The sequence below is a fragment of the Octadecabacter dasysiphoniae genome, from assembly GCF_021532615.1.
Lineage (GTDB): Bacteria > Pseudomonadota > Alphaproteobacteria > Rhodobacterales > Rhodobacteraceae > Octadecabacter > Octadecabacter dasysiphoniae.
Window position 1 is genome coordinate 558,755 of the sequence record NZ_JAKGAQ010000001.1, and the last position, 24,947, is coordinate 583,701.

The following is a 24,947-nucleotide window of genomic DNA, read 5'->3' on the forward strand; positions in this document are numbered from 1 at the left end:
ATGAGCGAAGAGAACACAAAAAAACGCCGCTGGCAGCGGATTTTGTTGGTGGGTTCGCTCGCGCTGAACCTTGCTGTGGTCGGCGTTGTGGCGGGTGTTGCTTTTGGCGGTGGTCCTAAGGAACGCATGCAGCGGTTCGATTTGACGGTCGGCCCTCTGACCCGTGCAATGGACAACGACCGCCGTGAAGCTGTCCGCGATGCGTTGCGCAACAGCGGCGCATTTCGCCCGGCGGATCGCAATGGCATACGGAGTGATATGGCGGCGATGTTGAACACATTGCGCCAGGACCAGTTTGACGAAGAGGCCTTTCGCAGTGCCTTGTTGCGTCAACGCGAACGGCTGCAATCAGGGCAGGTGGCAGTGGTGGATGCCGTAACCGTGCAGATCACGGACATGAGCGCGCAAGAACGCGCGGAATTTGCTGATCGTTTGGAAGAACAATTGCGCCGCGGGGCGCCGCAGCGTGCGGATCGGTCAGGCGGCTGACAGGCTGACCTTGTTGCGCCCGCCATTCTTCGCAGCATAGAGAGCCACATCGGCGGCGTTGACCAGATCTTCGAGATCTTCCATGACATCCACTGCGTCCTTGCCCCCGCTAAGGCTGACGCCAACGGATACGGTGACGGTCACTTCGGTGCGTTCATCCCCTACGAAAAACGGTGTGTTGCCGATCAGATTGCACAGACGTTCCGCGGCCGTGCGCGCGTGGATGGCATCGCTGTTGGGGATCGCGACAAGGAATTCTTCGCCGCCAATACGTGCCAGCAAATCCACCGCCCGCAAATTGCCCTGCAACCGCTGCGCCACCTGACGCAAAATATCATCGCCTGCGCTATGCCCGAAGGTGTCATTGATGGCTTTGAAATGATCGAGGTCCAGCGCCATGATTGCGAACTGGCGTTCGTTCTTGCGGCTTTCTTCGGACAGGCGTGACAGGTGCGGGATTGCGTAGCGGCGGTTGAACAATCCTGTCAGTGGATCAGTGATCGCCGCCTCAAGCCCGGTTTCTACCGTGCGGCGCAGCGCGTCGGCCTCAAGTTTGGCCTGGATCAAAACGGCGCAGCGATGGCCGATTTCGGCGGGGTCAACGACAGCGCTGACAATATCGTTCGCCCCTAGATCCAGCGCCATTGCGGCCGCGTGGCGCGCATCGTGCGGCAACAGCGCAAGAATGCCCGCATGGCGCGTGCTGGATCGGCTGCGCAGTTCAGACAACAGGCGAAACAGGACTTTATCGTCCGTCAAATCATCCCGAAAATCAACAACATAGAGGTCGGCACCCGTGTGGCGCGATTGCCCTGCCAACAGTGTTTCAATGGGAATATGGGCCATGTCGGTGTTGGTTAATTTCGTGTCGGTCACGTCAAAATCGGAGGCAGTATTGGCCCCGGCTGACGCGATCACGACACGTGCGGGGGACGTGAATGTGCTGCATCCTTCGGCAAACCCTAGGGCTGTGCGCGTGCCTTCGCGCATCCGCAGTTCTGCGCGTGCATCACGGGATCGCAGCAGGCTTCTGATGCGCGCCTGCAAGATGTGATCGTCAAACGGTTTGGTTAAAACATCATCGGCCCCTGCCTCAAGGGCGGCAACGCGATCGCGCGGGGTCACAAAGCCGCCGGTCGCGATCACGGGAATCAAACTGGTGTGGGCGTTGGATTTCAGACGCGCACAAAACGCCAGTGCGTCGGCGACATTGGTGCCGGTGTCCAGCAGGATCATATCGGGCAAAGACGCATCAATTTCGACCTGCGCTTCATGTAATGTGGCGCAGGGGCGGACGCGGTATTGTGCCGCCAGCAATTTGACCTTGAGAACGATGCGATTGGTTGCCACGCAGTCAATGATGAGAATATCCCCGACCATTCTTGTTTCCTTTCGCGCTTTGCACCAATCTGAATTTGACCAATATTGTTGCTTAAATGGTTAAGAAACTCTTTCCACATCGGTAATTACTCTCAATGAAACCTGAACGCGCCGAACAGATCGCCATTTCCGCCCTCACGTGGCTGGCCTCAAACGATGAGCTTTTCCCTGTTTTTCTTGGGGCTTCGGGTGCTACGGCGGATGAGTTACGGGGGCAGGCGGAAAACCCCGCTTTCCTCGGATCGGTGCTTGAGTTCTTGACCATGGACGATGCGTGGGTCGTGCAATTTTGCGACCAAAATGGGTTAAAGTATGAAGAACCGTTACGCGCGCGTTATTCATTACCGGGGACGGAGGCGGTCCATTGGACATGACATCTTTGCCGATTCAGGGTCTTATTTTCGACAAGGACGGCACGCTGTTTGATTTCAACGCAACATGGGGCGCGTTTACGGGCGTTTTATTGGTGCAAGAAACGATGGCCACGCCAGAGGCATTGGATCCATTGGCGCAGGCGTTGGGCTACGATCTGACAACGGGGTTGTTTCGCAAAGACAGCCTTGTGATCGCGGGCACTGTGGATGAGGTCGTCGAAGCTGCGATGCCCTTCCTCGCCGAGACCGACCCAGAAGCGCTGGCCAAGCGGTTCAAGGCGGCCGCGATTCTGGCACCACAGATCGAAGTCACGCCGCTGAAGCCCTTGTTTACACAGATGCGCGACGCGGGCCTGATTTTGGGTATTGCGACCAATGACGCCGAAATTCCGGCGCGGGCCAACCTTGGTTCTGTCGATGTAACGTCTTTTTTTGATTTTATTGCCGGATTTGATAGTGGATTTGGTGGTAAACCTGCGCCCGGTCAGTTGCATGGGTTTTGCGAACAAACCGGCCTGCACCCGTCGGTGTGTGCCATGGTTGGCGACAGCACCCATGATTTGCACGCCGGTCGCGCCGCCGGAATGGCGACAGTGGCCGTTCTGACAGGCGTGGCAGAACACGATGAACTGGCCCTTCATGCGGATGTTGTTCTGTCTTCAATCGCGGATCTGCCGGTGTGGCTGGGCCTTCAAAGCTAAGTTCGCGACACCAGATGTCGCAAACTGCGTCGCACCTGCGCTTTTGCCTGTCAGTCTTGGGGCAACCAAGAGGACATCACCATGGCTGACACCGCACAACCCCGCCGCCGCCGTTCAGGTGGCCGCGCCGCCAATATCGCCGAACGCCAAACCGTGCAGATCAACCAGATGCCTTGGCGCATTCCCGTTAATACGGATCGCCCGACGGAGCCACTTTATGAGGAGGGCGTGCAGGCCATTCATGATGGCGCGATGCGTATCCTTGAAGATATCGGGATCGAATTTCTGAACGAAGAAGCGATTGAGCTGTTCAAGCAGGCGGGTTGCACCGTGGATGGCACGAACGTCAAAATGGGCCGTGACTGGGTCATGGAAATGGTCGGCAAAGCGCCTGCGCAATTTGACATCACGCCGCGCAATCCTGACCGCAAGATCACTTTGGGCGGCGGGCATATCCTGTTTGGCAATGTGTCATCGCCGCCGAATTACTATGATCTTGAGATTGGCAAAAAGGTAAGCGGGAACCGCAAACAATGCGCCGATTTGCTGCGTTTGACCCAGTATTTCAACTGTATTCATTTTGCGGGCGGCTATCCGGTGGAACCCGTCGATGTGCACGCCTCTGTGCGCCATTTGGACGTGGTGTTTGATAAAATGACCCTGACGGACAAGGTCGGCCATGCCTATTCGCTGGGCAAAGAACGGGTCGAGGACGTGATGACCATGATCCAGATTTCCGGCGGATGGAGCGATGAGGAGTTTGAAGCCAGCCCCAAAATGTACACCAACATCAATTCGACATCGCCGCTTAAACACGATGTGCCAATGATTGACGGGTGCCTGCGCTGCGTCCGGCGCGGGCAGGCGGTTGTGGTTACCCCGTTCACGCTGGCGGGTGCGATGGCGCCTGTCACGATGTCGGGTGCGGTGGCGTTGTCTATCGCCGAAGCGTTAAGCGCGATTGCCCTGTTCCAATACGTTCGCCCCGGTGCGCCCTGTGTGATTGGCACATTCACCAGTAATGTGGATATGAAATCCGGCGCGCCTGCATTTGGCACCCCTGAGTACATGCGCGCGACGCAAATGACCGGACAAATGGCGCGCTTTTACGGCCTTCCTATGCGTTCTAGCGGAGTATGCGCGGCCAACGTGCCCGACGGGCAGGCGATGTGGGAGACGAGCAATTCGCTGTGGGCGTCGGTGCAATCGGGCACCAATATGGTCTATCACGCAGCTGGATGGCTTGAGGGCGGGCTGATTGCATCCCCCGAAAAATTTGTGATGGATTGCGAGGTTCTCCAGATGATCCAGCGTTATATGGAACCGCAGATCACGGCGACCACGCCCGAGGACATCGCGGTGGATGCGATCAAAGAAGTCGGCCCCAACGGGCACTTTTTCGGCATCCAGCACACGCAAGACCGCTACGAGGATGCGTTTTATTCGCCCTTCGTGTCAGATTGGCGCAATTTTGAAGCCTGGGAGTTGTCGGGTGCTGTGTGGACCGCCGAACGCGCCCACCGCATTTTCAAAGACATCATCAACAATTTCGAAGAACCGCCCATGGATGCGGCCATTCGTTCCGAGCTTGAAGATTTCGTGGCGCGCCGCAAATCCGAGGGCGGCGCGCCAACTGATTTCTAGGCGTTACCCGCCAAGACACGCGGCGTAGGCATCCGCCATAGCGCGCAGCGTCTGATTGTAGTGATCCGGCCCGATTTCAATCGTGGTGCCAATCGGGTCTGCCAAGGCGGTGCGTGCATCGCTGCCTTCGCGGACCAGATCGACCCAAGTTGCACGTGATTGCGGGTCGCTGAGAACACAACTGACGTTTTGATCGCGCACCAGGGTTTGAAGCTCATCTATTTTCGCGGGGCTGGGGGCCGCTGCATCGTTCAGCGTGATCGCCCCCGTTGCGACCAGATCATACCGTGTGCCGAAATACTGATAGGCATCATGAGGCACGAGCAGTGGGTTGCGGGGCAGCGACGCAAGCTGTGTTTCGATGTCGCTGTCCAATTGGGCCAGTCGTTCAATCGTTGCTTGGGCATTGGCACCGTACAGATCCGCATTTTCCGGGTCTATTTCGCCTAGCCTTGCGGCGATCAGATCGGTCCAGACCATCGCAACCTGCGGATCAAGCCACGCGTGGGGATCGACCATCATATGGGCGGTGTCGTGATCATCATGATTGTCGTGGTCGTCATGATCTGCGTGGTCATCATGGTCATCATGGTCATCATGGTCATCATGGTCGTCGTGATCTTCTTCGTGGTCCGCATGTTCATCTTCATGATCATCGTGCTCACCATGCCCGTGATCATGGCCATCGTCCCAGTCACGCAGTTCGCGTTTTTCCCAACCGTCGGTGTCCAGCAGGGTCACGCGGGTGGTGTCCTGCGCCAAGGTATCAAGCGATTCTTCCAACCATGGGGTCAGGCCTTTGCCCATCCAGATCACAAGATTGGCGTTCTGCACCGAAGCAGCCTGTGCGAACGTAAATTGAAAATCATGGGGAGAGGCACCGCCGCTGACCAGCACATCAGGGGTGCCCACGCCGTCCATGACTTGCGCAACGAGGCTGTGAACAGGGGCGATGTCGGTGACAACATTTGGCACATCGGCCAAGGCGGGTAGGGGCATAAGGGCGAGGCAGGGGGCAATAAAGCGCATGATATGATCTCTTGTGATAAGCAACGCGGCTTGATATAAAAGATATGTTATAACATAACAAGAGGCAAAGATGGGTTCGGCGTTTCCACCTAAAACCACGTTTGATCACCACGATCATGCGCGTTGCATCACGTCTGCGATGACAGCGGCTGAGGCGGCCTGCGCTGTCGCAGGTTTGCGCCTGACGCCTGTGCGCCGCAGGACGCTGGAAATCCTTCTAGAAGCGCATGAAGCGTTGGGGGCCTACGATGTTCTGGCGCGGCTGGATGCGGACGGTTTTGGGTCAAAGCCACCCGTGGCTTACCGCGCGTTAACATTTTTAGTGGACGCGGGTCTGGCGCATCGGCTTGAGCGGTTGAATGCCTTTGTGGCGTGCGCGCATCCGGGCGCGGATCACGACCCTGCCTTTATGATATGCAGCCGTTGCGGCACCGTGGCCGAAGGCGAAGCGGGCAGTGCGATGCAAAATTCGGCGGCCGCGGCGGGGTTCCGGATTGAACGGACCGTTCTTGAGGCCGAGGGCATCTGCCCCGCATGTCAGGACGTTTAATGCCGCTTATTTCTGCCCAGAATATCGAAGTTCACCATGGCGCAACCCGCGCTGTTTTTGGTGTGTCGCTTGCTCTCGACCCCGGTGAGATCGTGACCATTGTCGGCCCCAACGGGTCCGGTAAATCGACGCTGCTGCGTGCAATGATCGGGGCGGTGACGCCCAACAAAGGCACGATCACCAAACAACCTGATCTGCGCATCGGTTACGTTCCCCAGACGCTTCATATCGATACGGCGCTGCCGATGACAGTGCGCCGTTTTCTCAACCTGCCCAAACGGGTGGGCGGGGGCAAAATTCAAGCCGCCCTTGCCAAGACGGGTGTTGAAGCGATTGAAAAACAACAGCTTAGCGGTTTGTCCGGTGGGCAGCTTCAGCGGGTGCTGCTGGCCCGTGCGATCCTGAATGATCCGCAAGTTCTGGTGTTGGATGAACCGACCCAAGGGCTTGATCAGCCAGCATCGGCGGCGTTTTACCGCCTGATTGAAACCTTGCGCGATGATCTTGGATGCGCGGTTTTGATGGTCAGCCACGAATTGCATGTCGTTATGTCGGCAACGGATCGTGTGATTTGCCTGAACGGACATATCTGTTGTGAAGGCACGCCCGATGTCGTGACCGCCGCCCCCGCCTATCGCGAACTTTTCGGCACCGGAACGGGCGGGGCGCTGGCGCTTTATCGACATGAACACAATCATGACCATGACCATGACCATGACCATGACCACGAGCATTCTGCATGACCCTACTAGATGATTTCATGATCCGCGCGCTTTTGGCCGCTGTGGGCACTGCGGTGGCATGCGGCGCGCTCGGGTGTTTTGTCGTGTGGCGCCGCATGGCCTACTTTGGCGACGCGACGGCGCATGCGGCGATCCTTGGCGTTGCGCTGGCCTTGGCGTTTTCCGTTTCGATCCCGCTGGGCGTTCTGATTGTTGCGCTTGGGATGGCGTTGCTTGTGGGGTCGCTGTCTGACACGACACTGACACCGGATTCATTGCTTGGAGTGTTGTCGCATTCCTCGCTTGCGCTTGGTCTTGTGGCGGTATCGATGATGCCCTCTGCGAGGGTGGATCTGGATGCCTATTTGTTTGGCGATATCCTGGTGGTCAGCCGCGCAGACCTGCTGGTGATCTGGGGCGGCGCGGCCGTTGTTTGCGGTGTTCTGGCGTGGCGCTGGCAGGCGTTTTTGTCGGAAATCCTGTCTAACGATCTGGCCTATGCGTCCGGGTTGAACCCGAAAAGGGACCGGATGTTGCTGACCCTGCTGATCGCGGCGGTCGTTGCGGTGTCGATCAAGGTCGTTGGCGCGCTGTTGATTACGGCCATGCTGATCATTCCCGCCGCCGCCGCCCGCCTGATCGCACGCGGCCCAGAAGCCATGGCAGGATATGCCACGGCCATTGGAATTGTCGCGGCCATTGGCGGGCTGTACGCGGCGCGCGGGTTTGGTACACCCGCCGGCCCATCCATTATCTGCGGGGCGGCTGCGCTGTTTTGTCTGGCCTTGGCCGTTTCGAAACTGCGGGCTTAATCTGTGTCCATCCAGATCGTTACGGGGCCGTCGTTGACCAACGACACGGCCATGTCTGCGCCGAATTGACCAGTTTGTGTGGGGGCTAATGTACCCATTTCAGCAGCAAACGCCTTATACAAGCGTTCGGCGTCTTTGGGTTCGGCTGCCGTTGAAAACCCAGGCCGATTGCCGCGCGATGTGTCTGCGGCAAGTGTGAATTGACTGATCACCAACGCGTCACCGCCGATATCGACTAGGGATCGGTTCATGCGCCCCTGATCGTCTTTGAATACCCGCAGCTTGGAAATCTTTGCTGCCAGTTTGGCGGGCGTGTCGTCCGTATCGCCCTGCATGGCGCAGACCAACACCAACAGACCTTTACCGCATTCGCCAATCAGCGTGCCATCAACGTGGACCTGCGCGGTACTGACCCGCTGGATCAGTGCCCTCAAAGGCCAAGCTCTGCTGCGGTGGGGGGATTGGCCCCCGCGCGCGAAACTGTAACGGCGGCGGCGCGAACGCCAAGGTGCAGGGCGGCGCGGATGTCTTCTGCGCTCAGGTTTGCGATTTTGTCTTTGCTTAGCAGGTTTGCGCGATCAAGCCCCGCCAAAAGCCCAGCGTTAAATGTGTCGCCTGCGCCGACGGTGTCGACGACTTCGGCCCGTTCAGATGGCACGAAAACCTCGTGATTGGCGGAATATCCTGTGACGCCGTCCGCGCCCTGTGTGATGCACACCAACTTTGCGCCCTTGGCCACCAGCCCGCGCGCGAGGTCCGCCAGATCGCCTTCGCCTTCAAACCAATGCAGGTCTTCGTCGCTGAGTTTGATGATGTCGGCGGCTGCCATCATTCGGTCAATGCGGGCGCGGTAGGCCACCACATCGCGAATGAAGGACGGGCGAATGTTGGGGTCAATAATTGTGACGCGGGCCGGTGCCTCGCGCAGCATCAGGGCCTCAAATGTGTCGCCGCAGCCATCCCCGACCAGTGAAATACCGCCGAAAAACAGTGCGTTGGCATCAATCGCAGGCGCAACTGTCAGGGTGCGCATCGCTGAGTTTTCGTCGTAAAACGCATAGGTCGCCTGACCGTTGACCAATTTGACAAAGGCAACAGTACAAGGCGCGACAAGTTTGGGCGACGGGCTGTGATCTACGCCGGATGCATCAAGTGCGTCGCGCAGGATATCGCCCAGAAAATCATTGGACATGCCGCACAGAAATTGCGTTTCCACGCCGAGCCGACCAAGACCAATTGCCGTGTTAAACACTGCGCCACCGGGGTAGGGCGCAAAGGCCGCTTCGCCGTCCGTTGTTTCGCGTGGCAACATATCAATCAGTGCTTCACCGCAGGCCAGAATCATTGTGTGTGTCTCCCTTATTCGCGGGGGTCATATCACTGACTGTTAGCGATAACAAATCCGACGCCTGCCGCAACAATCAACCCGACAACCACGGCCACGGCAATCTTGAACGCGGAATAGGGGCGTTCGCCCTGCACGCGCCCCGTTTGCCCATTGACTACAAAGCGATAGGTCTTGCCGCGATATTTATAGGCCGCCAGCCAGACAGGCAGCAGCACATGTTTGAACGTCAGCGTGCCAAGCGTCGTGTCGACTGACCCGACCCGCTGCGCGTCCCCGCCAATGTCGAATTTCACATCGCGGTGGATGACGCGGTCCATATGATCGCGCGCTTCGCCAAAGGCATCTTCAAGTTCGACGGAATAACCTTCGGCGCGAAAACCGGCAAGATATTCAGGCTGATAGGGTTCCATCGCGGACAAATCCCAAGGTTCCAAAGCGTCCGTATACCGCTTTGGCAAACTGCGAGAACCAAGCACCAGCACATCATCAAAAAACCGCGCCACGCGGCCCGATACGCCGCGCCAACGGGTTTTGCGCACACGCACCTGTTCACGCTTACCGTCGCGCATCACGGTCTTGGTTTCATAGTAATGTGTGCCGCGCTGGCCGGAATATTTGGATTTTGTATCGGCATCAAATGTCCAATAGGGCACATAAATGCCCGAGAGTGTGCGGCCTTTGCGGGCGAATTCTTGCAGACCGTTGGGCGCGAACCAAAGCGAGCCGAGCCAGTCTGTCATCGTGCCGCGCGCCTGACCTTCATCAAACATGAAGGGCAACAACCCTTTGGGTTTGATATGGCGGTGCGTTCCTGTGTCCGTGACGACGGGCGTCGCACAAAACGGACATTCGGCGGCATGCACGGCTTCGTCAAATTCGGTTTGGGCGCCGCAATTGGGGCAGGACACGACGCGGGTTTCTTCGATCTCTGCCTCGGGCATGTCACCTGCGACGGCGACGCGAAGATCAAGTTCTTGCAAGGTGCCGCCGTGCCAAGGGCCGCCCGCAATTTCATCGGTGTTGCCGCAATGGTCGCAAATCAGTTGGTTGTGCCCGGGATCAAACCGGAAATCCGCCCCGCAATTGTCGCAGGGAAAACGGTGTTCATCTGCGGGTTTGGGTTTGTCCCCAAGGAATGTGTCAGACATTACAAAACCTTATGCATAATCTTGGGCGTGATCAGCCGCAGCGCCCCGTCATAAAGCGCGGTGTGACGCCAAAAGTGGAATAGGCCATGAAACGCACCGATCCCGAGTAAAACGAGCAGTGAAATCCAGGCGGGTCCGGGCGTAAACCAGCCGATCAGTTCACCTGCGTTCAATACCGCTGACACGGTCAGAGTTCCATAAATCGCGCGGTGCATCCACGGATAGGCGGCGCGCGCGGCGGGGCCCAGTTTCGGCCCTGCTTTGCCGATCAACCCGCGTGCCACGGCAATTGCCACCCAAACGGACACGCAGACAACAAATGTCCAGCGCAGCCATTCCGCAGACGCGCCGCCTTTGACCATAGCCAAAATCAGCATGAAGACGGTCCAGTGTAATGCGATATGAACCCTGCGGCGCGTCACTTGTCCGCCGCCTTAAGCGCCCGGTGGGGGTGGGGGCAGTACGGTGAACAATTGGGCCAGTTCAGCCACGTCATCTGCGGCCATCCAGCCGTCCTGGCCCTGGGTCCAGACCATTGTTGCGCGGCTCAATTTGCCATCTGCTGCCATGCGGCCCAATGCTGCCTTTGAAAAGGGGCCCGTCGTCTTCCCGTTGTCTGCGATGTGCCAGACGTGTTCGACGGGCGGCGGTGGGGGTGGTGCTGTCGGCGCCGCAGAAGGCGATTGTTGCGCCCACGGGTTCGCCATTTGCTGGGCCATTGCCATGCCCATACCAGCGCCAAGGCCTGCACCCATCGCACCAGAAGCCTCGCCACCTTTGCGCAGGGCTTCTGCGGCGGCGTATTGCATATGCGCATCCAGATCACCCGTGAGACCGCGCGACGTGCGGGTGTCGAGCGCGGCTTCGACCGCAGGGGGCAAGCTGATGTTTTCAATGTATAATTCAGGGATCATGATGCCGTATTGTGCAACCGTTTCACCAATTGCACCGGCAATCAATTTGCCCAGATCGCGTGTGTTTGCGGCCATGTCGAGGACAGGAATACCGCTGGATGCGATAACTTGGGTGAACGATTGCACGATGATGTTGCGGATCTGGAACGAAATCTCGTCCATCGTAAATTCACCGTCCGTGCCGACAATTTCACGCAGGAATTTCGCGGGGTCTGTGATGCGCACCGAATAGGTGCCAAACGCACGCACGCGGGTTGGGCCAAATTCGGGATCGCGCAGCATGATCGGGTTTTTGGTGCCCCATTTCAGATCGTTGAACCGCGTCGTGTTGACGTAATAGATTTCTGATTTGAACGGCGATTTGAACCCGTGATCCCAATGCTGCAGCGTCGTCATGATCGGCATGTTGTTGGTTTCAAGCATATAAAGGCCCGGCGTGAACACATCCGCCAGCTGGCCTTCGTGCACAAACACCGCCGCCTGACCTTCGCGCACGGTCAGCTTGGCACCATACTTGATCTCGTGGGCCTCACGTTCAAACCGCCACACCATCGTGTCGCGTGTGTCGTCGGTCCAATGGATGACGTCAATAAATTCGCCAGTGAGAAAATCGAGAATGCCCATGAGTGGCTCCTTGTTTCGTTAATTATGCGCGATCAAACTGGACCGCTGTTCATCAATTCGCGTGCGATCACACGTGCGATTGGCGCGGCTTCTGCCGCGGCCATGCCGGTTTGCAGGCGGTCATCATACAGCATCTTGAGAAGCAATTCGTCGTGTGTTGTCAGCAGGCCGAATTCTTCGTCGTCGTTAAAGATACTTGGGCGCGCGCGGGGGCTGTCGTTGGCCAAGCCCAAGCCTTGGGCCAGTTCTTCGTGAATGCAGGCCAGCCGCATCAGATCGGGATGTTCGCCCCGGATCAGCGCCACCGCTTGGCTGTATTGCGGGCTGCCGTCTTTGCTGAACGCCAACACGAGGCACAGCGTATCGCGTGGCACATCCATGAAGGCACGCACGCTGGTATCATCGATCCCGGGCACCAAGGCGCGCAGACGGTCTGCGTACCCCAAACGGTCGTCTTCGTTCAGGATCAGCACGTGAAAATTGGCGTTTGCGTCATCCATGGATGTGGGATGGCCTGATACGCGACCCAGACGAGACACGAAATTGCGCACGTTTTGGCTATCTTCGATCCGCTGGTCCGGCGGAACCGTGTCACCGTATTCGACCGTAAAGCGAACAGGCTGTTCCCAGCGGCGCAAACGGCTGATGGTGGGTTGCGCGCGCAGGCCTGTCGGCGTGGCAATGAATTCATCAAACAGCGCGATGCGCACGAAATTGCGTGCCAATACTGTGTCAGTAAATGTGGTGTCCGGCCCGCCGCCATCCGTGCGCAGCAACCCGCGCGCCAGCAAATCGTTTTGTAGACGCTGGAAATGCACGGACAACGCGCGACTTGCCTCAGAACGCTCAGCCGATGTTGGGGCGGGGGGCGGTACGTCGGGCACCAAACCTGATGGGCGGGTCGGTGGAATGGCCGACGGTTCCGACGGCCCCGCAAGATCACAGGCGGCAAGGGTCATCAGGGCCACAAGACCCAAGACTTTCCCGAAAGTGCCGCCCGCGTTTGGTTTCAAAGGGTTATTCCGAACCCGTGGCTGAACCGATGTTATGCCCTGATGCCGTGCCGCGTGCTTTGGCGGCGGACAATGTGGCCTTCAATTCGGCTTCCATGGTTTGCAGTTCTTTTTCGGCCTCGGCGCGCTTGCGTTTGCCTTCGTCGGCAATCTCTAGGGATTCTTCGATCGTGCCGATCAGGTTGGCATTGGCGGATTTGATTGCCTCAATGTCAAAGACACCGCGTTCCATTTCAGTGCGGATCATTTTGTTGGCAGAGCGCAGGTTTTCCGCGTTTGCCATCAACAGCTCATTGGTCAGATCATTGGCTTCGCGCACGGCCACAGCCGCCTCGGCCGAGCGTTGGATCGTCACGGCCTGCGCCAATTGCGTTTCCCACAGCGGCACTGTGTTGATCAGCGTGGAGTTGATTTTGGTGACCAGCGATTTGTCGTTTTCCTGCACCAAACGGATGGACGGCAGCGATTGCATCGTCACCTGACGGGTCAGTTTCAGATCGTGAACACGGCGTTCCAAATCGTCGCGGGCAGCCCGCAGATCACGCAATTCTTGCGCTTTCATCACGCCGTCTTCTTCGGCGGCGGCGGCCACCTCGGCCTCTTTGGCGGGGATGGCACCTGCATCCATTTCGGCCAGCTTTGCTTCGCCTGCGGCGATATAGAGGCCCAATTCGTCGTAGAAATTCAACGTTTTGTCGTACAATACATCAAGGCTTTCGATGTCTTTCAACAGGATCGTTTCATGCCCGTGCAGATCATCCGTGACCTTATCGATTTGGCCCTGAACGGTCTCAAACTTAGCGGCGAATTTCGCGGCGGGGGCCATGCGGCCCAACAGGCGTTCCCACCAGCTGCGTTTGCGGCGCACATCCAGTTCAGACACGTTAAAGCCGCGAATTGTTGTCACGATTTCGCGCAATGAATCGCCCGCTGGGCCCACGTCTTTGTTGCGCACACCTTGCAGCATAGACTGTGAAATCACCTGCAGTTCTGCCTGTGCGGATGATCCGAACCCGATGATGGAATTCGTGTCTTCCATGTCGAGCTCTGCCATGCGCTTGGTGATTTCCGCGCTTGTTGGTTTGTCAGCTGCGTCAAGCGTGACCAATTCACCCTTGGGTTCGGCCAAAATCACCGCTGTGACTTTTTCAACTGTCTTGAGGCTCGCCTGTGCGGCCTCCATGTTTTTTACGACTGTATCAGACATATTTTGTCCCCCTTATGTGACCCGTTTACAGGCCTTCGCGCTGCAACCGATCGCGCAGCACTTTGATTTCAATATCCATGTCGCCACGCTCATCGAGCAACATTTTTTCTGTTCGCGCGGCAAAATTTTGCTCAAGATCATCTAGCAGTGCCTCAAAATCAGCCCGCGCGCTGTCATCGCGCTGACGTTTATAGAGGTCCGCAAACTTCGCCGCCGCGTCCCGCGCCCCTTCAAGGTAGACGCTGAGGAATTTGCGCGCACGGGTCAGATCACGCGGGTCTTCTTCGACGGTGCGGATCATTTTGCGCGCAATCGCCTGAAACTGCGCTGTGCGGGTTTCCAGATGGCGATCGCCGATGCTGGTGATGTGGTCGGTCATTGCAGCAAGGTGCGCTTCGGCTTTGTCGACGACCTTGGCGACGCGGTCTTGTTGGAAGGTGTCTATGCCCTCCATCCGTTTGTCGCGCAGGGGATCAATGCCAAAGGCCATCGTGTGCAAAACGCCCGCCGCGACGCCGTACAAAATTGCGGCGATGCTGGATGGATCGTTAGAATAGGACGCAATCGCGATCCCCACACCGACCAAGACCGTCCCGAGCAGTTTGCGAGGCACCGCCGGTTTACGCGCCACTTTGCGTTGGTCATAGGCGGCAGCGGCCCGCAGGCCATCACGGGTCAGCCATGCGGCCAACGTCAGCACCGCCGCGCCGACCAATCCTGTGATCAGCCCAACCGCGCCTTCGTTCAGCGATAAAAATGCAAGAACAACACCGGGCACAAACAAAACCGTCGCCTTGGCACCCGCCGCGTCGACCTTGCGTGCATCAACAACGGCCTCGCGCACGCTTGCATCACCTTGCCCGTCAGGGCTGAATTTTCCGCCGAATTTCTTGGCCACGTTAAAGTCCCCCCAGCCAGCCGGTGACGACGCCGAACATCAGCACAATCAGCAGCAGGTAAGAAATGGTCTTGGCTGTTTTAGGCACGCGGGCCTCCTGTTTTGGTCTTATGCGAACGTGTCGCACCACAAGATAGGGCCAATGCCGCGCGATTGCGACTCTGCACACTGATACGTCCCACAAAGGCGCAAATCGTTCCCAACTGCGATGTCACAGCCTTCATGTGCATAAATACGTCCCCAATTTGGCTGAACCGGCCAGTTGCACCAAACATGCACACCAACAAAAGGGGGGCAAGGGTCAACTGTTACCAGTTTTCCCCTTGGCGGATGCATGGGTGCCCCGTTTGGGTGGGGGGCGTTTGCCCTTAGCCGGTTTTCGCCCCATCGGTGCCTTGGGTGTTTCGCGCAGGCCCATCTGGTCGCGCACCACCCGTTGCTTTAATTCTTCCACCGCCCCGGGTTTCAACTGGCCAAGCTGGAAGGGACCATAGGAAATGCGCAAAAGGCGGTTCACGACCACACCTTGGGCTTCCATCAGGCGGCGGATTTCGCGGTTCTTGCCTTCGCGCAAACCCACCGTCAGCCAGGCGTTTGCGCCCTGTTGGCGGTCAAACTTGGCCTCAATCGGGGCGTAGCGGACACCGTCCACTTCGATGCCCGCGCGTAATTCATCCAGCTTTGCCTCTGAGATGGAGCCTTTGATGCGCACGCGGTATCGCCGCAGCCACCCCGTGGCAGGCAATTCCATTGTGCGTTTCAGCTCACCATCGTTGGTCAGCAACAACAGACCTTCGGAATTGATATCAAGCCGCCCGACAGACATCACACGGGGCATGTCATCAGGAAGCTTGGAAAAGACCGTATCGCGGCCCTTTTCGTCACGCTCTGTCGTCACCAAACCGGCAGGCTTATGATACAGCCAGATGCGCGGCGGTTCGGGTTCGGCCAGGGGTTTGTTGTCTACCACGATGCGGTCACGATCGGTGACGTTCAACGCGGGTGACGTGATGATTTTGCCGTTCACCTGCACGCGGCCCGCTTCGATGATGGCTTCGGCACCACGGCGGCTGGCCACACCTGCGCGGGCCAGAACTTTGGCGATGCGGTCGCCGGACGGAGTTGTTTTATCGCTCATGCCTTCCGCCTAATCGCTTGGGGGCCGCATCGCAAGCACAGCCCGCGCCTACTTGCCAAACATGGCCCCAATCGCGCAATGAAGCGTATGACCTTTCGAACCCACATGGACGCCGCCTTGCAAGAGGCCAAATCCGCCGCCTCCCGCGGTGAGGTGCCTGTGGGGGCTGTTGTTGTGTCTGCATCAGGCGACGTGATTGCAACGGCCGGCAACCGCACGCGCGAATTGAACGATCCGACGGCCCATGCCGAAATCCTCGCTATTCGCGCGGCGTGCGACGTTTTGGGACAGGAACGGCTGACGGGGTATGATCTTTACGTGACGCTTGAACCTTGTCCGATGTGCGCCGCCGCGATCAGCAATGCGCGCATTGCGCGGCTGTATTACGGCGCGTCTGATCCTAAATCCGGCGGCGTCGCGCAAGGTCCGGCTGTTTTCACCCATCCGCAATGCCACCACGCGCCCGAGGTCTATGAAGGGTTGTCAGCGCAGGCCTCAGAAACGTTGATAAAGACGTTCTTTGCGCAAAAGCGGGGTGGGTAGGGCCGTGCGAAATCAACTTGTGCTTCGGATTTTTTGCTCGAATTCAAAAGGTTCGGGTTGATGGGCTGGTTTGAACAGATTGATGCCTATTGTGAACGCATCGATTTTTCGATGTGGTCAGAGCCCGTTAACGCCGTAACAAATGCCGCGTTTTTGATTGCAGCAATCGTGATGTGGCGGCGCAGCAAGGGTTTGATCGGTGCGCGGGCGTTAACCATTGTCTTGTTCGCAATCGGCGTCGGCAGTGGCCTGTTTCATACGTTTGCCACCACGTGGGCCAGCACCGCAGACGTGTTTCCGATTGTTGTTTTCATCTTGCTTTATCTGTTTTTGGTGCATGTGCACCTTATCCGTTGGCCTGTGTGGGCGGCCGCAATCGCGACGCTTGGGTTTGTGCCCTTTGCCATCGGGATAACCGTGATATTTCAGGATGTTCCATTCTTCAGCATCTCCAGTTTTTACTGGTCGGTTCCGATCCTACTGGTTGTATATGCGCCGTTTATTGGCGGTAAAACCGCGCGCGGTTTTCTGATCGGGGCGGCACTTTTGGCCTTGTCCATCACCGTGCGTTCTTTGGATGTTGCGCTGTATGACGTCTGGCCGCTGGGCACGCATTTCGGCTGGCATATCCTTAACGCGGTGATGTTGGGCTTCATGATAGACGTTTACCGCCGCCACATGGTTGAAGCCCCTGCAATCCAAGGGTAAAGCAACCCAAAGCGATCACATCTACCGGAGACGCACATGTCCATCGATACAGATACCGCCCGCCGCGTGGCCAAGCTGGCACGCATTCAAGTGCCCGAGGCTGATTTGCCGGAATTGGCCAATGAATTCAGCGCAATACTTGGTTTTATCGAGCAGCTGAACGAAGTTGATATCGAAGGCATTGAGCCGATGACATCCGTCACCCCGCAGCGCCTGAAGCGCCGGACCGACGTTGTGACCGATGGCAACCAGCCGCAAGCCGTGTTGAAAAACGCACCCGATGCCCGCGAAGGATTTTTCGCCGTTCCCAAGGTGGTTGAATAATGTCTGACCTGTCAAAAATGAAAATCTCCGAGGCGCGTGACGCCCTGAAAAAGGGGGATGTGACGTCTGTTGAACTGACGCAAGCCTGCCTGTCCGAGATCGAAAAAGCGGACGCTTTAGGGGCTTTCGTGCACAAGACGCCTGACCTTGCGCTAGACATGGCGAAGGCCGCTGACGCGAATAAAAACGGCGGCGATTTGAACGGAATTCCGTTAGGGATCAAAGACTTGTTCTGCACCAAGGGTGTGCCGTCGCAGGCCGCATCCGGCATCCTTGAAGGGTTCAAACCGGAATATGAATCAACGGTGACCAGCCAATTGTTCGCGGACGGCGCGGTGATGTTGGGCAAGTTGAACATGGACGAATTTGCCATGGGATCGTCCAACGAAACGTCTGTTTACGGCAATGCTGTTAACCCTTGGAAGCGCGGAAATTCTGATGCCGCGTTGACGCCCGGTGGGTCTTCGGGTGGGTCTGCATCTGCTGTGGCCGCTGATCTGTGCCTTGGCGCAACAGGAACCGATACCGGTGGTTCAATCCGCCAACCCGCGGCTTTTGTTGGCATAACCGGCATCAAGCCGACCTATGGGCGTGTATCGCGCTGGGGCATTGTGGCGTTTGCGTCATCGCTCGATCAGGCGGGCCCGATGACGAAAGATGTTCGTGACGCGGCCATTATGCTGAAGGCGATGTCGGGGCATGACCCCAAAGATTCCACGTCTGCCGACCTTGCGGTGCCGGATTTCGAAGCGGCGCTCACAGGTGACATTCGCGGCAAAGTCATTGGTATTCCGAAAGAATACCGCATGGACGGCATGCCCGAAGAAATTGCAAAGCTGTGGGAAGACGGCACCGCTATGCTGAAAGATGCGGGCGCTGAAATCCGCGACATCACCCTGCCGCACACCAAATACGCATTGCCCGCCTATTACGTGATCGCGCCTGCGGAAGCATCCAGTAACCTTGCGCGATATGACGGTGTGCGTTTTGGCCACCGTGCCAAGATCGATGCGGGCGACGGTATCACAGAGATGTACGAAAAAACCCGCGCAGAGGGCTTCGGTAACGAAGTGAAACGCCGCGTGATGATCGGGACTTATGTTCTAAGCGCCGGATTCTACGATGCTTATTACAACCGCGCCCGCAAAGTTCGTGCGCTGATCAAACGTGATTTCGAAAACGTCTTTGATGATGGTGTTGATGCGATCCTGACGCCTGCAACGCCATCGTCGGCCTTTGAACTAGGGTCAATGGCGGATGCTGATCCGATCAAAATGTACCTTAACGATGTGTTCACCGTGACGACGAACCTTGCGGGGCTTCCGGGCATTGCCGTGCCTGCTGGCGTTGACAAAGACGGTCTGCCCCTTGGGTTGCAGTTGATTGGCCGCCCGTGGGAAGAAGCGGATTTGCTGAATACTGCCTACGCTTTGGAACAATCGGCGCAATTTGTAGCAAAACCGAACCGTTGGTGGTAAACCGCCTAACGACCAAAAACAGAGACTGAGTAAGCCCGTGAAAAAGATCGCAATTCTAGGTGTTAGCCTTCTGGCGCTGGCCGCCTGTACTCCGCAGGTGCCGGATAGTGGTGCCGGTGTCGGTTTTAACGACTACGCCGAATACGAACTTGAGCGCGCCCGCCGCGAAGCTGCGTTGCAGGGCGGCACGGCCCCGACGATCAGCGACAACGGCGCGATCCTTCCGCCCGCCGCTGGCATTTCCACGACGGAACTTGCCGCTGCGGGGATCAACACAACTGATGTGGTAGACACGCCGCAAACCGCGCTGGCGTCCAACCCGGAAATTTCGGACGAGCAGAATTTCGCAGCCGTGGCGAGCCGCGAAAGCATTGAATCCGATGCCGAACGTCGTGCCCGTCAGGCGGCAGCCTATCAATTGATTGAGGCCACGGCGCTACCGGATCGTCCGGGCAATGCTGGCCCCAATATCGTGCAATATGCGCTGCAAGCCCCGAACAATCGGGGTGAGGGCGTGTTTGACCGTTCGGGTTTGTCAACGGATGCACGGTTCCAGCGTAATTGTGCCAAGTATCGCACGCCCGATGATGCCCAGCGCGATTTTCTGACCCGTGGCGGCCCGTCGCGTGACCGCCTTGGCATTGACCCTGATGGTGATGGTTTTGCCTGTGGTTGGGATCCGCAAGCGTTCCGCACGATCGCTGCTGGCAACTGATTGGCGCGATCGCCAAATTTTGGCCCGCGCCGCGATGGCGCTGTCCCTGACATCATCGTTTTGCACTATACTGCGATGCCGGACTGGCGCGCGGCCCGCGACTGGTTGTGCAATCCTGACGCACAGGTATCGGCCCATTATATCCTGTCGGAACAAGGGGATGTGGTGCAGTTGGTCGACGAAGATCAGCGCGCGTGGCATGCCGGGGCAGGGTCTTGGGGTGATATCACAGACGTCAATTCACGTTCCATCGGGATTGAGCTTAACAACGATGGATATTCGCCTTTTGCCGCGCCGTTGATGGATGGGTTAGAGCGGTTGTTGCCCCAGATAATGGACCGTTGGGCCATTCCAGCCCACCGTGTGATTGCCCATTCCGACCTCGCGCCGGGGCGCAAAATTGACCCCGGTGCGCGGTTTGATTGGGTGCGTTTGGCACGTGGCGGGATGGCTGTGGCGGCAGATCACAAGACCGCCGCGCCTTTGGATGCTGATACATTTGCACGCGATCTGGTCACGATCGGTTACGTTGCTGATGTTGATCCCGATGTGGTGCTGCATGCCTTTCGTTTGCGCCACAGGCAGGGCCACCACGGCCCCCTTGATGGCGTCGATTGCGCACTCGCCGCTGATTTGGCGGAACGGTTCCCTATTGCGAAACATCGCCTCACCTCTTAACCCGATCCCACGCGGAGGATTGGATGGCCGAGGTCAGCGCAAGTTGATCTAGGAAAGTCCGGACTCCATCAAGGCACGGTGCCGGGTAACGCCCGGGCAGGGCAACCTGACGGACAGCGCCACAGAGAACAGACCGCCTGACTGGTTCAGGTAAGGGTGAAACGGTGGGGTAAAAGCCCACCGCGGCGGTGGCAACATCGCTGGCATGGCAAGCCCCACCGGGAGCAATGCCAAATAGGGGCCGCGTGTGGGGGGTAACTTCACAGGATCGTCTTGATCCGAGCAGGTCCGGGTTGGCAGCTAGAGGGTGTCTGGTAACAGGCACTTGAGATGAATGGTCATCGAACTGGGGCAACTCAGGGAACAAAATCCGGCTTATAGATCCTCCGCGTATTTCTGGACGAAGGTCCAGAAATACGGGTGGCAATGGCATAATTGGCGCAGCCAAATATGCAGCCACTCAGGCGTTAAGGCGCGCTGGCGTGTCCGGACGAATGTCCAGAAATACGGGTGGCAATGGCATAATTGGCGCAGCCAAATATGCAGCCACTCAGGCGTTAAGGCGTACTGGCGTGTCCGGACGAAGGTCCAGATATACGGGTGGCAAAGGGTGCGTCAAACATCTACCCCATATCCAGTCCGCGAAGCCGGACAGCGGCTGAGATCCGTTAGGACGAAGGCGCGCACCCTCTGTTGCAACCACCACCCTTGTCCCGCAAACTCTCAATCAAAGGAGCCCGCATGACATATATCCCCGCCGATACCCGCTACGACACCATGCCCTACCGCCGCTGCGGCAAATCGGGCCTCAAACTCCCTGCGGTTTCCCTTGGCCTGTGGCACAACTTCGGCGGCGATACACCGCATGAGCTGAAACGCGACATGTGCCGCACTGCGTTTGATCACGGGATCACGCATTTCGATTTGGCCAATAATTACGGCCCACCAGCGGGCAGCGCCGAGGAAGCATTCGGGGAAATCCTCGCAACGGATTTCAACGGGTATCGGGATGAGCTGATTATCAGTTCGAAAGCCGGATATATGATGTGGCCCGGCCCTTACGGCGAAATGGGCAGCCGCAAATATCTGATTTCATCGTGCGATCAATCGCTGAAACGGATGGGCCTTGATTACGTCGACATTTTCTATTCGCATCGTTTTGACCCCGACACCCCGCTGGAAGAAACGATGGGCGCGCTTGATCATATCGTGCGATCTGGTCGCGCACTTTACGTCGGTATTTCGTCGTACAACTCTGAACGCACCCGCGAAGCTGTCGCAATCCTCAACGACCTTGGAACGCCCTGTGTTATTCACCAGCCAAGCTATAATATGCTGAACCGCTGGGTGGAACGTGATGGTCTGAAGGACACGTTGGATGATCTTGGGGTTGGGTCGATTGCGTTCACTCCTTTGGCCCAAGGGCTTTTGACCAAGAAATATCTGGGTGGCATTCCTGAGGGCAGCCGCGCGACCAAAGACAGTTCATTGGACGCGGGCGTTATCACCGATGAGATGATCGCAGCGTTGAAGGGGCTGAATGGCATCGCCGAAGCCCGCGGGCAAACGCTGGCGCAGATGGCCATTGCGTGGGTGCTGCGCGACAACGGAATTACAACCGCTTTGATCGGTGCGTCGAAATCCAGCCAGATTGTTGATTGTGCGGGCGCTGCCCAGAACCTTGAATTTAGTGCGACAGAGCTGGCTGAGATTGACAAATTTGCCAGTGACAAAGGCCTGAACCTTTGGGCAACCTCGTCTGAGGAGGTCTAGCGCGGCGATTGGTGTTGACTCGCGCCCACAACCCCTTAGAAGGCGGGTTCAATATGTATTCACGCGCCCGATTCAGCGGCGCGAAGTCGGAGAGAACCCATGGCGAAGCCAACCACGATCAAAATCCGCCTGAACTCCACAGCAGGCACCGGCCACTTCTACGTGGCAAAGAAAAACGCGCGCACGATGACCGAGAAAATGGTCGTCAATAAGTATGACCCAGTGGTCCGCAAGCACGTTGAGTACAAAGAAGGCAAGATCAAGTAAGATCAGCCTTTTGCAAGTTTCAAAGCGGGTCGCCCCAATCGGGCGGCCCGTTTTCGTTTGCTATAGTGTCAGCGGGGCAGGGCGCGCCCACAGGGACAGGGTGCTTGACGTCGCAACGGCCAACGTGCGGCCCGTCCACGAAAAGCCCAGCGCACGGATTTCTTCGCTGCCACGGTCCAACATATAAAATGTCGGGTCTTTCGCGTAACTTTCCCATTTAGGATCAAGGAAATGAATGGACGCGTTCAGCGGATGTAAAATGCTCGCCCCGCGCAGTGCCTCAACCGACCAGCCGTCATCAGTTACGGTGCGCAGGCCGCCACCATATAGCCCTGCCATGTCGAACCGTTCATCTGCCGGATGGTCTAGCCGCGTTCCCTTGAGCGCGGACACATCAAGGCCGTCGTCGTCGCGGTTGCGATAAAGAATGTCACCAGTGGTTCCGGCAATCACGCTTTGACCATTAGCCGACGTGACAAGCAGTGTGTCGCTGGCACGATCAAACCCGATGGCTGTCAGGCCCCCGACAGCCATCACGGTGATCTGGTGCCACGGGCCTGCGTGTTCCGCCACCTCGGCCGTCGCCAAGGCCGCGTCAACCGGATCGCCCGTCCCACCTGCCCCAAACAGGGATTGCATCACTTTCACGCGCCGCGCCTTATGTTGTCATTGCCTAACATTGCCCGGAATGCGGGCTATGTTCCTGACCACGCTACCCGAAACAACAAGGACCGCGACACGATGTTCACCCTGCGCGCCGCCACCAAGCAAGATATCGCCGCTGTTGATGCCCTGTTGGCGCGGGCTTATCCAAGATTGCTGAAGCCCGATTATCCGCCCTCGACGCTTGTTTTGGCCCTGCCAAAGATCAGCCGCGCCCAGCCAGAGCTGGTGACCTGCGGCACGTATTTTCTTGTGGAAGAAGATGGCGTTTTGCTGGGGGCGGGCGGCTGGACTGCAACGGCACCGGGCAAGGGCAGTCTGACCCGTGGTGTGGGGCATATCCGTCATGTTGTGACCGATGATCGTGTAACACGTCGCGGTGTCGGACGTGCCCTGCTGACCCACATCGCAGCGGATGCAAAGGCCCAAGGGTTGCGCCGCCTGCATTGTTATTCGACCCTGACCGCCGCCCCGTTTTACGGCGCAATGGAATTCGACACTTTAGGGCCGATCACCATCCCCCTTGGCCCGGGCATTGATTTCCCCGCCATTGAAATGGAGCGCCATCTGTAGGCCGTCATTTATATGTCGCGCACGAAAAAGGCCGCCCCGGTTTGCACTGGGGCGGCCTTTCAAATGTTATTTCCGAAGATCGATTAGTCGTTGCTGGACAGCAAGAACAGGATCGACCGGAACATCGCGATGAACGAGATATAGAGGCTCAGCGCGCCAACGATGGCCGCTTTTTCAAGATACTGCTCTGCCTCTGGGCCGCCGTATGTGCGGGCCTGAAGATATTCGTTCTTGATGCTTTGCGTGTAGTAGGCTGTGAGGCCCGCAAAAATCACCAGCGCAAGAAGGTTGATCGCGAATTCCATGCCGGATGAAATGCCGATGCCGAATACCCATGCGCCAAGCGTCAAGGCAACCAAGCCCCATGCGCCCATGATCAAGAAGGCGCCAATCGGACCCAGATCGCGTTTGGTGGTGTAGCCGACCAGCGACAGACCAAGGAACGCCACGGATGTGACGCCGAGTGCGACGAAAATTTCGCCCAAGTTGAACATCACAAAGATGACGGACAAGGACGCGCCGGTCAGGGCCGCGTAGGCCCAGAAGATGCCGTTCAAGGCGCCAACAGACAGACGCGCGAAGCTAAAGTTCAGCACCAGCACCAAGGCCAGTGGGCCAAACATGATCGCGTACAGCAACGGGGTGTTCGTAAAGATCGTCTCAAGCGCGGCGTTGCTTGTGCCAATCGTGTAGGCAATCGCTGCCGTCACGACCATCGCAAGCGACATCAGCCCGTAGACTTTGTTCATGTGGGCGCGAAGGCCCTCATCGATATCCGCCGTGCGCACGCCAGCTGCGGTGCCCATTTGCGGGTTTCTGTAGTCAGCCATGGTTCCCTCCAAGGTTGAACGTTTCTAACATTCGGGCCCCTGAAACAGCTGGTTGGCTGCCGGAACTCCCTTGGTGTAGGATATTGGCACGGTTCCCTTGTATTTCAAGGAAAACCGATACCACATCCCCCTAATTCCGCGCAAAATTGTCAGGAATGCCACGGGATCGGGCAAACCAGACCCTAACCGCAGGTCTGGGCCGGCAAATCCCAGAAAGGGCGGGCCGCTTCGATCGCGGCGTCTTGGGGTGAAATCCCCATATCTTTCAGGCGCGACACATCCATGCGGGCCAGCGCACGGCGTTCGGACCAAACGGTTAATGCTGTCATCAATGATGCACGGGGCCGGGGTGCGCGCTGTGTGCAGGAAGATGCCCGTGATGTTGCAATTGAAATCGTCATATC

The 24,947-nt window shown here is 57.7% G+C and carries 30 protein-coding genes and 1 other RNA gene; 17 read left to right on the top strand and 14 right to left on the bottom strand.

Annotation, left to right across the window (positions count from 1 at the left end; genetic code table 11):
* The gene (locus L0664_RS02705; RefSeq protein ID WP_235224087.1) at positions 1-489 is read left to right on the top strand and encodes a periplasmic heavy metal sensor; all 489 of its coding nucleotides are present in this window, start codon (positions 1-3) and stop codon (positions 487-489) included.
* On the opposite strand, the gene L0664_RS02710 is transcribed toward L0664_RS02705, so the two are convergent.
* Complete coding sequence (locus tag L0664_RS02710; RefSeq protein WP_235224088.1) at positions 478-1,869, bottom strand: diguanylate cyclase; 1,392 nt, start codon at positions 1,867-1,869, stop codon at positions 478-480. The genes L0664_RS02705 and L0664_RS02710 overlap by 12 nt on opposite strands.
* Before the next feature lie 95 nt (positions 1,870-1,964).
* On the opposite strand from L0664_RS02710, the gene L0664_RS02715 reads away from it, so the two are divergent.
* The 3 genes from L0664_RS02715 (at position 1,965) to L0664_RS02725 (ending at position 4,588) form a co-directional block, all read left to right on the top strand.
* Complete coding sequence (locus L0664_RS02715) at positions 1,965-2,243, top strand: DUF3572 domain-containing protein (RefSeq protein WP_235224089.1); 279 nt, start codon at positions 1,965-1,967, stop codon at positions 2,241-2,243.
* Positions 2,240-2,944 carry an HAD family hydrolase gene (locus L0664_RS02720; RefSeq protein ID WP_235224090.1) on the top strand — a complete coding sequence of 235 codons (705 nt, stop codon included), beginning with the start codon at positions 2,240-2,242 and terminating at the stop codon, positions 2,942-2,944. Before L0664_RS02715 ends, L0664_RS02720 begins: the two co-directional genes overlap by 4 nt.
* Before the next feature lie 81 nt (positions 2,945-3,025).
* The gene (locus tag L0664_RS02725) at positions 3,026-4,588 is read left to right on the top strand and encodes a trimethylamine methyltransferase family protein (protein WP_235224091.1); all 1,563 of its coding nucleotides are present in this window, start codon (positions 3,026-3,028) and stop codon (positions 4,586-4,588) included.
* A 3-nt stretch (positions 4,589-4,591) separates the two neighbouring features.
* Here the strand turns inward: L0664_RS02725 and L0664_RS02730 are convergent, their stop codons facing one another.
* A complete protein-coding gene (locus L0664_RS02730; protein ID WP_235224092.1) occupies positions 4,592-5,617 on the bottom strand; it encodes a zinc ABC transporter substrate-binding protein in 1,026 nt (341 codons plus the stop codon).
* 70 nt (positions 5,618-5,687) lie between these two features.
* On the opposite strand from L0664_RS02730, the gene L0664_RS02735 reads away from it, so the two are divergent.
* Genes L0664_RS02735 through L0664_RS02745 form a run of 3 tightly spaced genes read left to right on the top strand, consistent with a single transcriptional unit; the run spans position 5,688 to position 7,701 of the window.
* Entirely contained in the window at positions 5,688-6,167 is a 480-nt protein-coding gene (locus L0664_RS02735; protein ID WP_235224093.1) for a Fur family transcriptional regulator, read from the top strand.
* Positions 6,167-6,910, top strand: a complete 744-nt coding sequence (locus L0664_RS02740) for an ATP-binding cassette domain-containing protein (protein ID WP_235224094.1) — start codon at positions 6,167-6,169, stop codon at positions 6,908-6,910. Before L0664_RS02735 ends, L0664_RS02740 begins: the two co-directional genes overlap by 1 nt.
* The gene (locus L0664_RS02745) at positions 6,907-7,701 is read left to right on the top strand and encodes a metal ABC transporter permease (RefSeq protein WP_235224095.1); all 795 of its coding nucleotides are present in this window, start codon (positions 6,907-6,909) and stop codon (positions 7,699-7,701) included. The genes L0664_RS02740 and L0664_RS02745 overlap by 4 nt, the downstream gene beginning before the upstream one ends.
* Here the strand turns inward: L0664_RS02745 and dtd are convergent.
* From dtd to L0664_RS02790, 9 genes are all read right to left on the bottom strand, one after another.
* On the bottom strand, positions 7,698-8,135 hold the full coding sequence (dtd, locus tag L0664_RS02750) for a D-aminoacyl-tRNA deacylase (protein ID WP_235224096.1): 438 nt from the start codon (positions 8,133-8,135) through the stop codon (positions 7,698-7,700). The two genes, L0664_RS02745 and dtd, sit on opposite strands and share 4 nt — an antisense overlap.
* A complete protein-coding gene (locus L0664_RS02755) occupies positions 8,132-9,046 on the bottom strand; it encodes a carbohydrate kinase family protein (RefSeq protein WP_235224097.1) in 915 nt (304 codons plus the stop codon). Before L0664_RS02755 ends, dtd begins: the two co-directional genes overlap by 4 nt.
* 32 nt (positions 9,047-9,078) lie before the next feature.
* The gene (locus tag L0664_RS02760) at positions 9,079-10,197 is read right to left on the bottom strand and encodes a TFIIB-type zinc ribbon-containing protein (RefSeq protein ID WP_235224098.1); all 1,119 of its coding nucleotides are present in this window, start codon (positions 10,195-10,197) and stop codon (positions 9,079-9,081) included.
* Positions 10,197-10,574, bottom strand: coding sequence for a hypothetical protein (locus L0664_RS02765; protein ID WP_235224099.1), 378 nt, complete (start codon positions 10,572-10,574; stop codon positions 10,197-10,199). Before L0664_RS02765 ends, L0664_RS02760 begins: the two co-directional genes overlap by 1 nt.
* A 57-nt stretch (positions 10,575-10,631) precedes the next feature.
* Positions 10,632-11,735, bottom strand: a complete 1,104-nt coding sequence (locus L0664_RS02770) for an SPFH domain-containing protein (protein ID WP_235224100.1) — start codon at positions 11,733-11,735, stop codon at positions 10,632-10,634.
* A gap of 32 nt (positions 11,736-11,767) precedes the next feature.
* Positions 11,768-12,694, bottom strand: a complete 927-nt coding sequence (locus L0664_RS02775; protein ID WP_235224101.1) for a DUF2927 domain-containing protein — start codon at positions 12,692-12,694, stop codon at positions 11,768-11,770.
* A gap of 58 nt (positions 12,695-12,752) precedes the next feature.
* Complete coding sequence (locus L0664_RS02780; RefSeq protein WP_235224102.1) at positions 12,753-13,955, bottom strand: toxic anion resistance protein; 1,203 nt, start codon at positions 13,953-13,955, stop codon at positions 12,753-12,755.
* Between the two features lie 25 nt (positions 13,956-13,980).
* Positions 13,981-14,853 carry a 5-bromo-4-chloroindolyl phosphate hydrolysis family protein gene (locus tag L0664_RS02785; RefSeq protein WP_235224103.1) on the bottom strand — a complete coding sequence of 291 codons (873 nt, stop codon included), beginning with the start codon at positions 14,851-14,853 and terminating at the stop codon, positions 13,981-13,983.
* A 301-nt stretch (positions 14,854-15,154) separates the two neighbouring features.
* The gene (locus L0664_RS02790; protein WP_235224104.1) at positions 15,155-15,991 is read right to left on the bottom strand and encodes a pseudouridine synthase; all 837 of its coding nucleotides are present in this window, start codon (positions 15,989-15,991) and stop codon (positions 15,155-15,157) included.
* A gap of 87 nt (positions 15,992-16,078) precedes the next feature.
* On the opposite strand from L0664_RS02790, the gene L0664_RS02795 reads away from it, so the two are divergent.
* From L0664_RS02795 to rpmG, 9 genes are all read left to right on the top strand, one after another.
* Positions 16,079-16,534 (top strand): nucleoside deaminase, encoded by a 456-nt coding sequence (locus L0664_RS02795; RefSeq protein ID WP_235224105.1) that lies wholly within the window; start codon positions 16,079-16,081, stop codon positions 16,532-16,534.
* Positions 16,535-16,594: 60 nt separating this feature from the next.
* A complete protein-coding gene (locus tag L0664_RS02800; protein WP_235224106.1) occupies positions 16,595-17,242 on the top strand; it encodes a hypothetical protein in 648 nt (215 codons plus the stop codon).
* Positions 17,243-17,278: 36 nt separating this feature from the next.
* Positions 17,279-17,566, top strand: coding sequence for an Asp-tRNA(Asn)/Glu-tRNA(Gln) amidotransferase subunit GatC (gatC, locus tag L0664_RS02805; RefSeq protein ID WP_235224107.1), 288 nt, complete (start codon positions 17,279-17,281; stop codon positions 17,564-17,566).
* Positions 17,566-19,044: an Asp-tRNA(Asn)/Glu-tRNA(Gln) amidotransferase subunit GatA gene (gene gatA / locus L0664_RS02810; protein WP_235224108.1), complete on the top strand. Its 1,479-nt coding sequence runs from the start codon at positions 17,566-17,568 to the stop codon at positions 19,042-19,044. The genes gatC and gatA overlap by 1 nt, the downstream gene beginning before the upstream one ends.
* 37 nt (positions 19,045-19,081) lie before the next feature.
* Positions 19,082-19,759, top strand: a complete 678-nt coding sequence (locus tag L0664_RS02815) for a hypothetical protein (RefSeq protein WP_235224109.1) — start codon at positions 19,082-19,084, stop codon at positions 19,757-19,759.
* Positions 19,760-20,437: an N-acetylmuramoyl-L-alanine amidase gene (locus L0664_RS02820; RefSeq protein WP_235224110.1), complete on the top strand. Its 678-nt coding sequence runs from the start codon at positions 19,760-19,762 to the stop codon at positions 20,435-20,437.
* Positions 20,438-20,448: 11 nt separating this feature from the next.
* Positions 20,449-20,831, top strand: an RNA gene (gene rnpB / locus L0664_RS02825) — RNase P RNA component class A.
* A gap of 347 nt (positions 20,832-21,178) precedes the next feature.
* Entirely contained in the window at positions 21,179-22,210 is a 1,032-nt protein-coding gene (gene mgrA / locus L0664_RS02830; RefSeq protein ID WP_235224111.1) for an L-glyceraldehyde 3-phosphate reductase, read from the top strand.
* 99 nt (positions 22,211-22,309) lie between these two features.
* On the top strand, positions 22,310-22,477 hold the full coding sequence (gene rpmG, locus L0664_RS02835) for a 50S ribosomal protein L33 (protein WP_015494428.1): 168 nt from the start codon (positions 22,310-22,312) through the stop codon (positions 22,475-22,477).
* Positions 22,478-22,537: 60 nt separating this feature from the next.
* On the opposite strand, the gene L0664_RS02840 is transcribed toward rpmG, so the two are convergent.
* The gene (locus tag L0664_RS02840; protein ID WP_235224112.1) at positions 22,538-23,125 is read right to left on the bottom strand and encodes a hypothetical protein; all 588 of its coding nucleotides are present in this window, start codon (positions 23,123-23,125) and stop codon (positions 22,538-22,540) included.
* A 21-nt stretch (positions 23,126-23,146) separates the two neighbouring features.
* On the opposite strand from L0664_RS02840, the gene L0664_RS02845 reads away from it, so the two are divergent.
* Complete coding sequence (locus L0664_RS02845; RefSeq protein WP_235224113.1) at positions 23,147-23,713, top strand: GNAT family N-acetyltransferase; 567 nt, start codon at positions 23,147-23,149, stop codon at positions 23,711-23,713.
* An 83-nt stretch (positions 23,714-23,796) separates the two neighbouring features.
* Here the strand turns inward: L0664_RS02845 and L0664_RS02850 are convergent, their stop codons facing one another.
* Together L0664_RS02850 and L0664_RS02855 are read right to left on the bottom strand one after the other, a co-directional pair.
* Complete coding sequence (locus tag L0664_RS02850; protein ID WP_235224114.1) at positions 23,797-24,543, bottom strand: Bax inhibitor-1/YccA family protein; 747 nt, start codon at positions 24,541-24,543, stop codon at positions 23,797-23,799.
* Positions 24,544-24,725: 182 nt separating this feature from the next.
* On the bottom strand, positions 24,726-24,872 hold the full coding sequence (locus L0664_RS02855) for a DUF1127 domain-containing protein (protein ID WP_235224115.1): 147 nt from the start codon (positions 24,870-24,872) through the stop codon (positions 24,726-24,728).
* Positions 24,873-24,947: the final 75 nt, after the last annotated feature.

Excerpts from the sequence above, each read along its gene's own strand:
- L0664_RS02705 (WP_235224087.1), top strand. The coding sequence starts at position 1 with ATGAGCGAAGAGAACACAAAAAAACGCCGCTGGCAGCGGATTTTGTTG.
- L0664_RS02710 (WP_235224088.1), bottom strand. The coding sequence starts at position 1,869 with ATGGTCGGGGATATTCTCATCATTGACTGCGTGGCAACCAATCGCATC.
- L0664_RS02715 (WP_235224089.1), top strand. The coding sequence starts at position 1,965 with ATGAAACCTGAACGCGCCGAACAGATCGCCATTTCCGCCCTCACGTGG.
- L0664_RS02720 (WP_235224090.1), top strand. The coding sequence starts at position 2,240 with ATGACATCTTTGCCGATTCAGGGTCTTATTTTCGACAAGGACGGCACG.
- L0664_RS02725 (WP_235224091.1), top strand. The coding sequence starts at position 3,026 with ATGGCTGACACCGCACAACCCCGCCGCCGCCGTTCAGGTGGCCGCGCC.
- L0664_RS02730 (WP_235224092.1), bottom strand. The coding sequence starts at position 5,617 with ATGCGCTTTATTGCCCCCTGCCTCGCCCTTATGCCCCTACCCGCCTTG.
- L0664_RS02735 (WP_235224093.1), top strand. The coding sequence starts at position 5,688 with ATGGGTTCGGCGTTTCCACCTAAAACCACGTTTGATCACCACGATCAT.
- L0664_RS02740 (WP_235224094.1), top strand. The coding sequence starts at position 6,167 with ATGCCGCTTATTTCTGCCCAGAATATCGAAGTTCACCATGGCGCAACC.
- L0664_RS02745 (WP_235224095.1), top strand. The coding sequence starts at position 6,907 with ATGACCCTACTAGATGATTTCATGATCCGCGCGCTTTTGGCCGCTGTG.
- L0664_RS02755 (WP_235224097.1), bottom strand. The coding sequence starts at position 9,046 with ATGATTCTGGCCTGCGGTGAAGCACTGATTGATATGTTGCCACGCGAA.
- L0664_RS02760 (WP_235224098.1), bottom strand. The coding sequence starts at position 10,197 with ATGTCTGACACATTCCTTGGGGACAAACCCAAACCCGCAGATGAACAC.
- L0664_RS02765 (WP_235224099.1), bottom strand. The coding sequence starts at position 10,574 with ATGCTGATTTTGGCTATGGTCAAAGGCGGCGCGTCTGCGGAATGGCTG.
- L0664_RS02770 (WP_235224100.1), bottom strand. The coding sequence starts at position 11,735 with ATGGGCATTCTCGATTTTCTCACTGGCGAATTTATTGACGTCATCCAT.
- L0664_RS02775 (WP_235224101.1), bottom strand. The coding sequence starts at position 12,694 with ATGACCCTTGCCGCCTGTGATCTTGCGGGGCCGTCGGAACCGTCGGCC.
- L0664_RS02780 (WP_235224102.1), bottom strand. The coding sequence starts at position 13,955 with ATGTCTGATACAGTCGTAAAAAACATGGAGGCCGCACAGGCGAGCCTC.
- L0664_RS02790 (WP_235224104.1), bottom strand. The coding sequence starts at position 15,991 with ATGAGCGATAAAACAACTCCGTCCGGCGACCGCATCGCCAAAGTTCTG.
- L0664_RS02795 (WP_235224105.1), top strand. The coding sequence starts at position 16,079 with ATGACCTTTCGAACCCACATGGACGCCGCCTTGCAAGAGGCCAAATCC.
- L0664_RS02800 (WP_235224106.1), top strand. The coding sequence starts at position 16,595 with ATGGGCTGGTTTGAACAGATTGATGCCTATTGTGAACGCATCGATTTT.
- gatC (WP_235224107.1), top strand. The coding sequence starts at position 17,279 with ATGTCCATCGATACAGATACCGCCCGCCGCGTGGCCAAGCTGGCACGC.
- gatA (WP_235224108.1), top strand. The coding sequence starts at position 17,566 with ATGTCTGACCTGTCAAAAATGAAAATCTCCGAGGCGCGTGACGCCCTG.
- mgrA (WP_235224111.1), top strand. The coding sequence starts at position 21,179 with ATGACATATATCCCCGCCGATACCCGCTACGACACCATGCCCTACCGC.
- rpmG (WP_015494428.1), top strand. The coding sequence starts at position 22,310 with ATGGCGAAGCCAACCACGATCAAAATCCGCCTGAACTCCACAGCAGGC.
- L0664_RS02850 (WP_235224114.1), bottom strand. The coding sequence starts at position 24,543 with ATGGCTGACTACAGAAACCCGCAAATGGGCACCGCAGCTGGCGTGCGC.
- L0664_RS02855 (WP_235224115.1), bottom strand. The coding sequence starts at position 24,872 with ATGACAGCATTAACCGTTTGGTCCGAACGCCGTGCGCTGGCCCGCATG.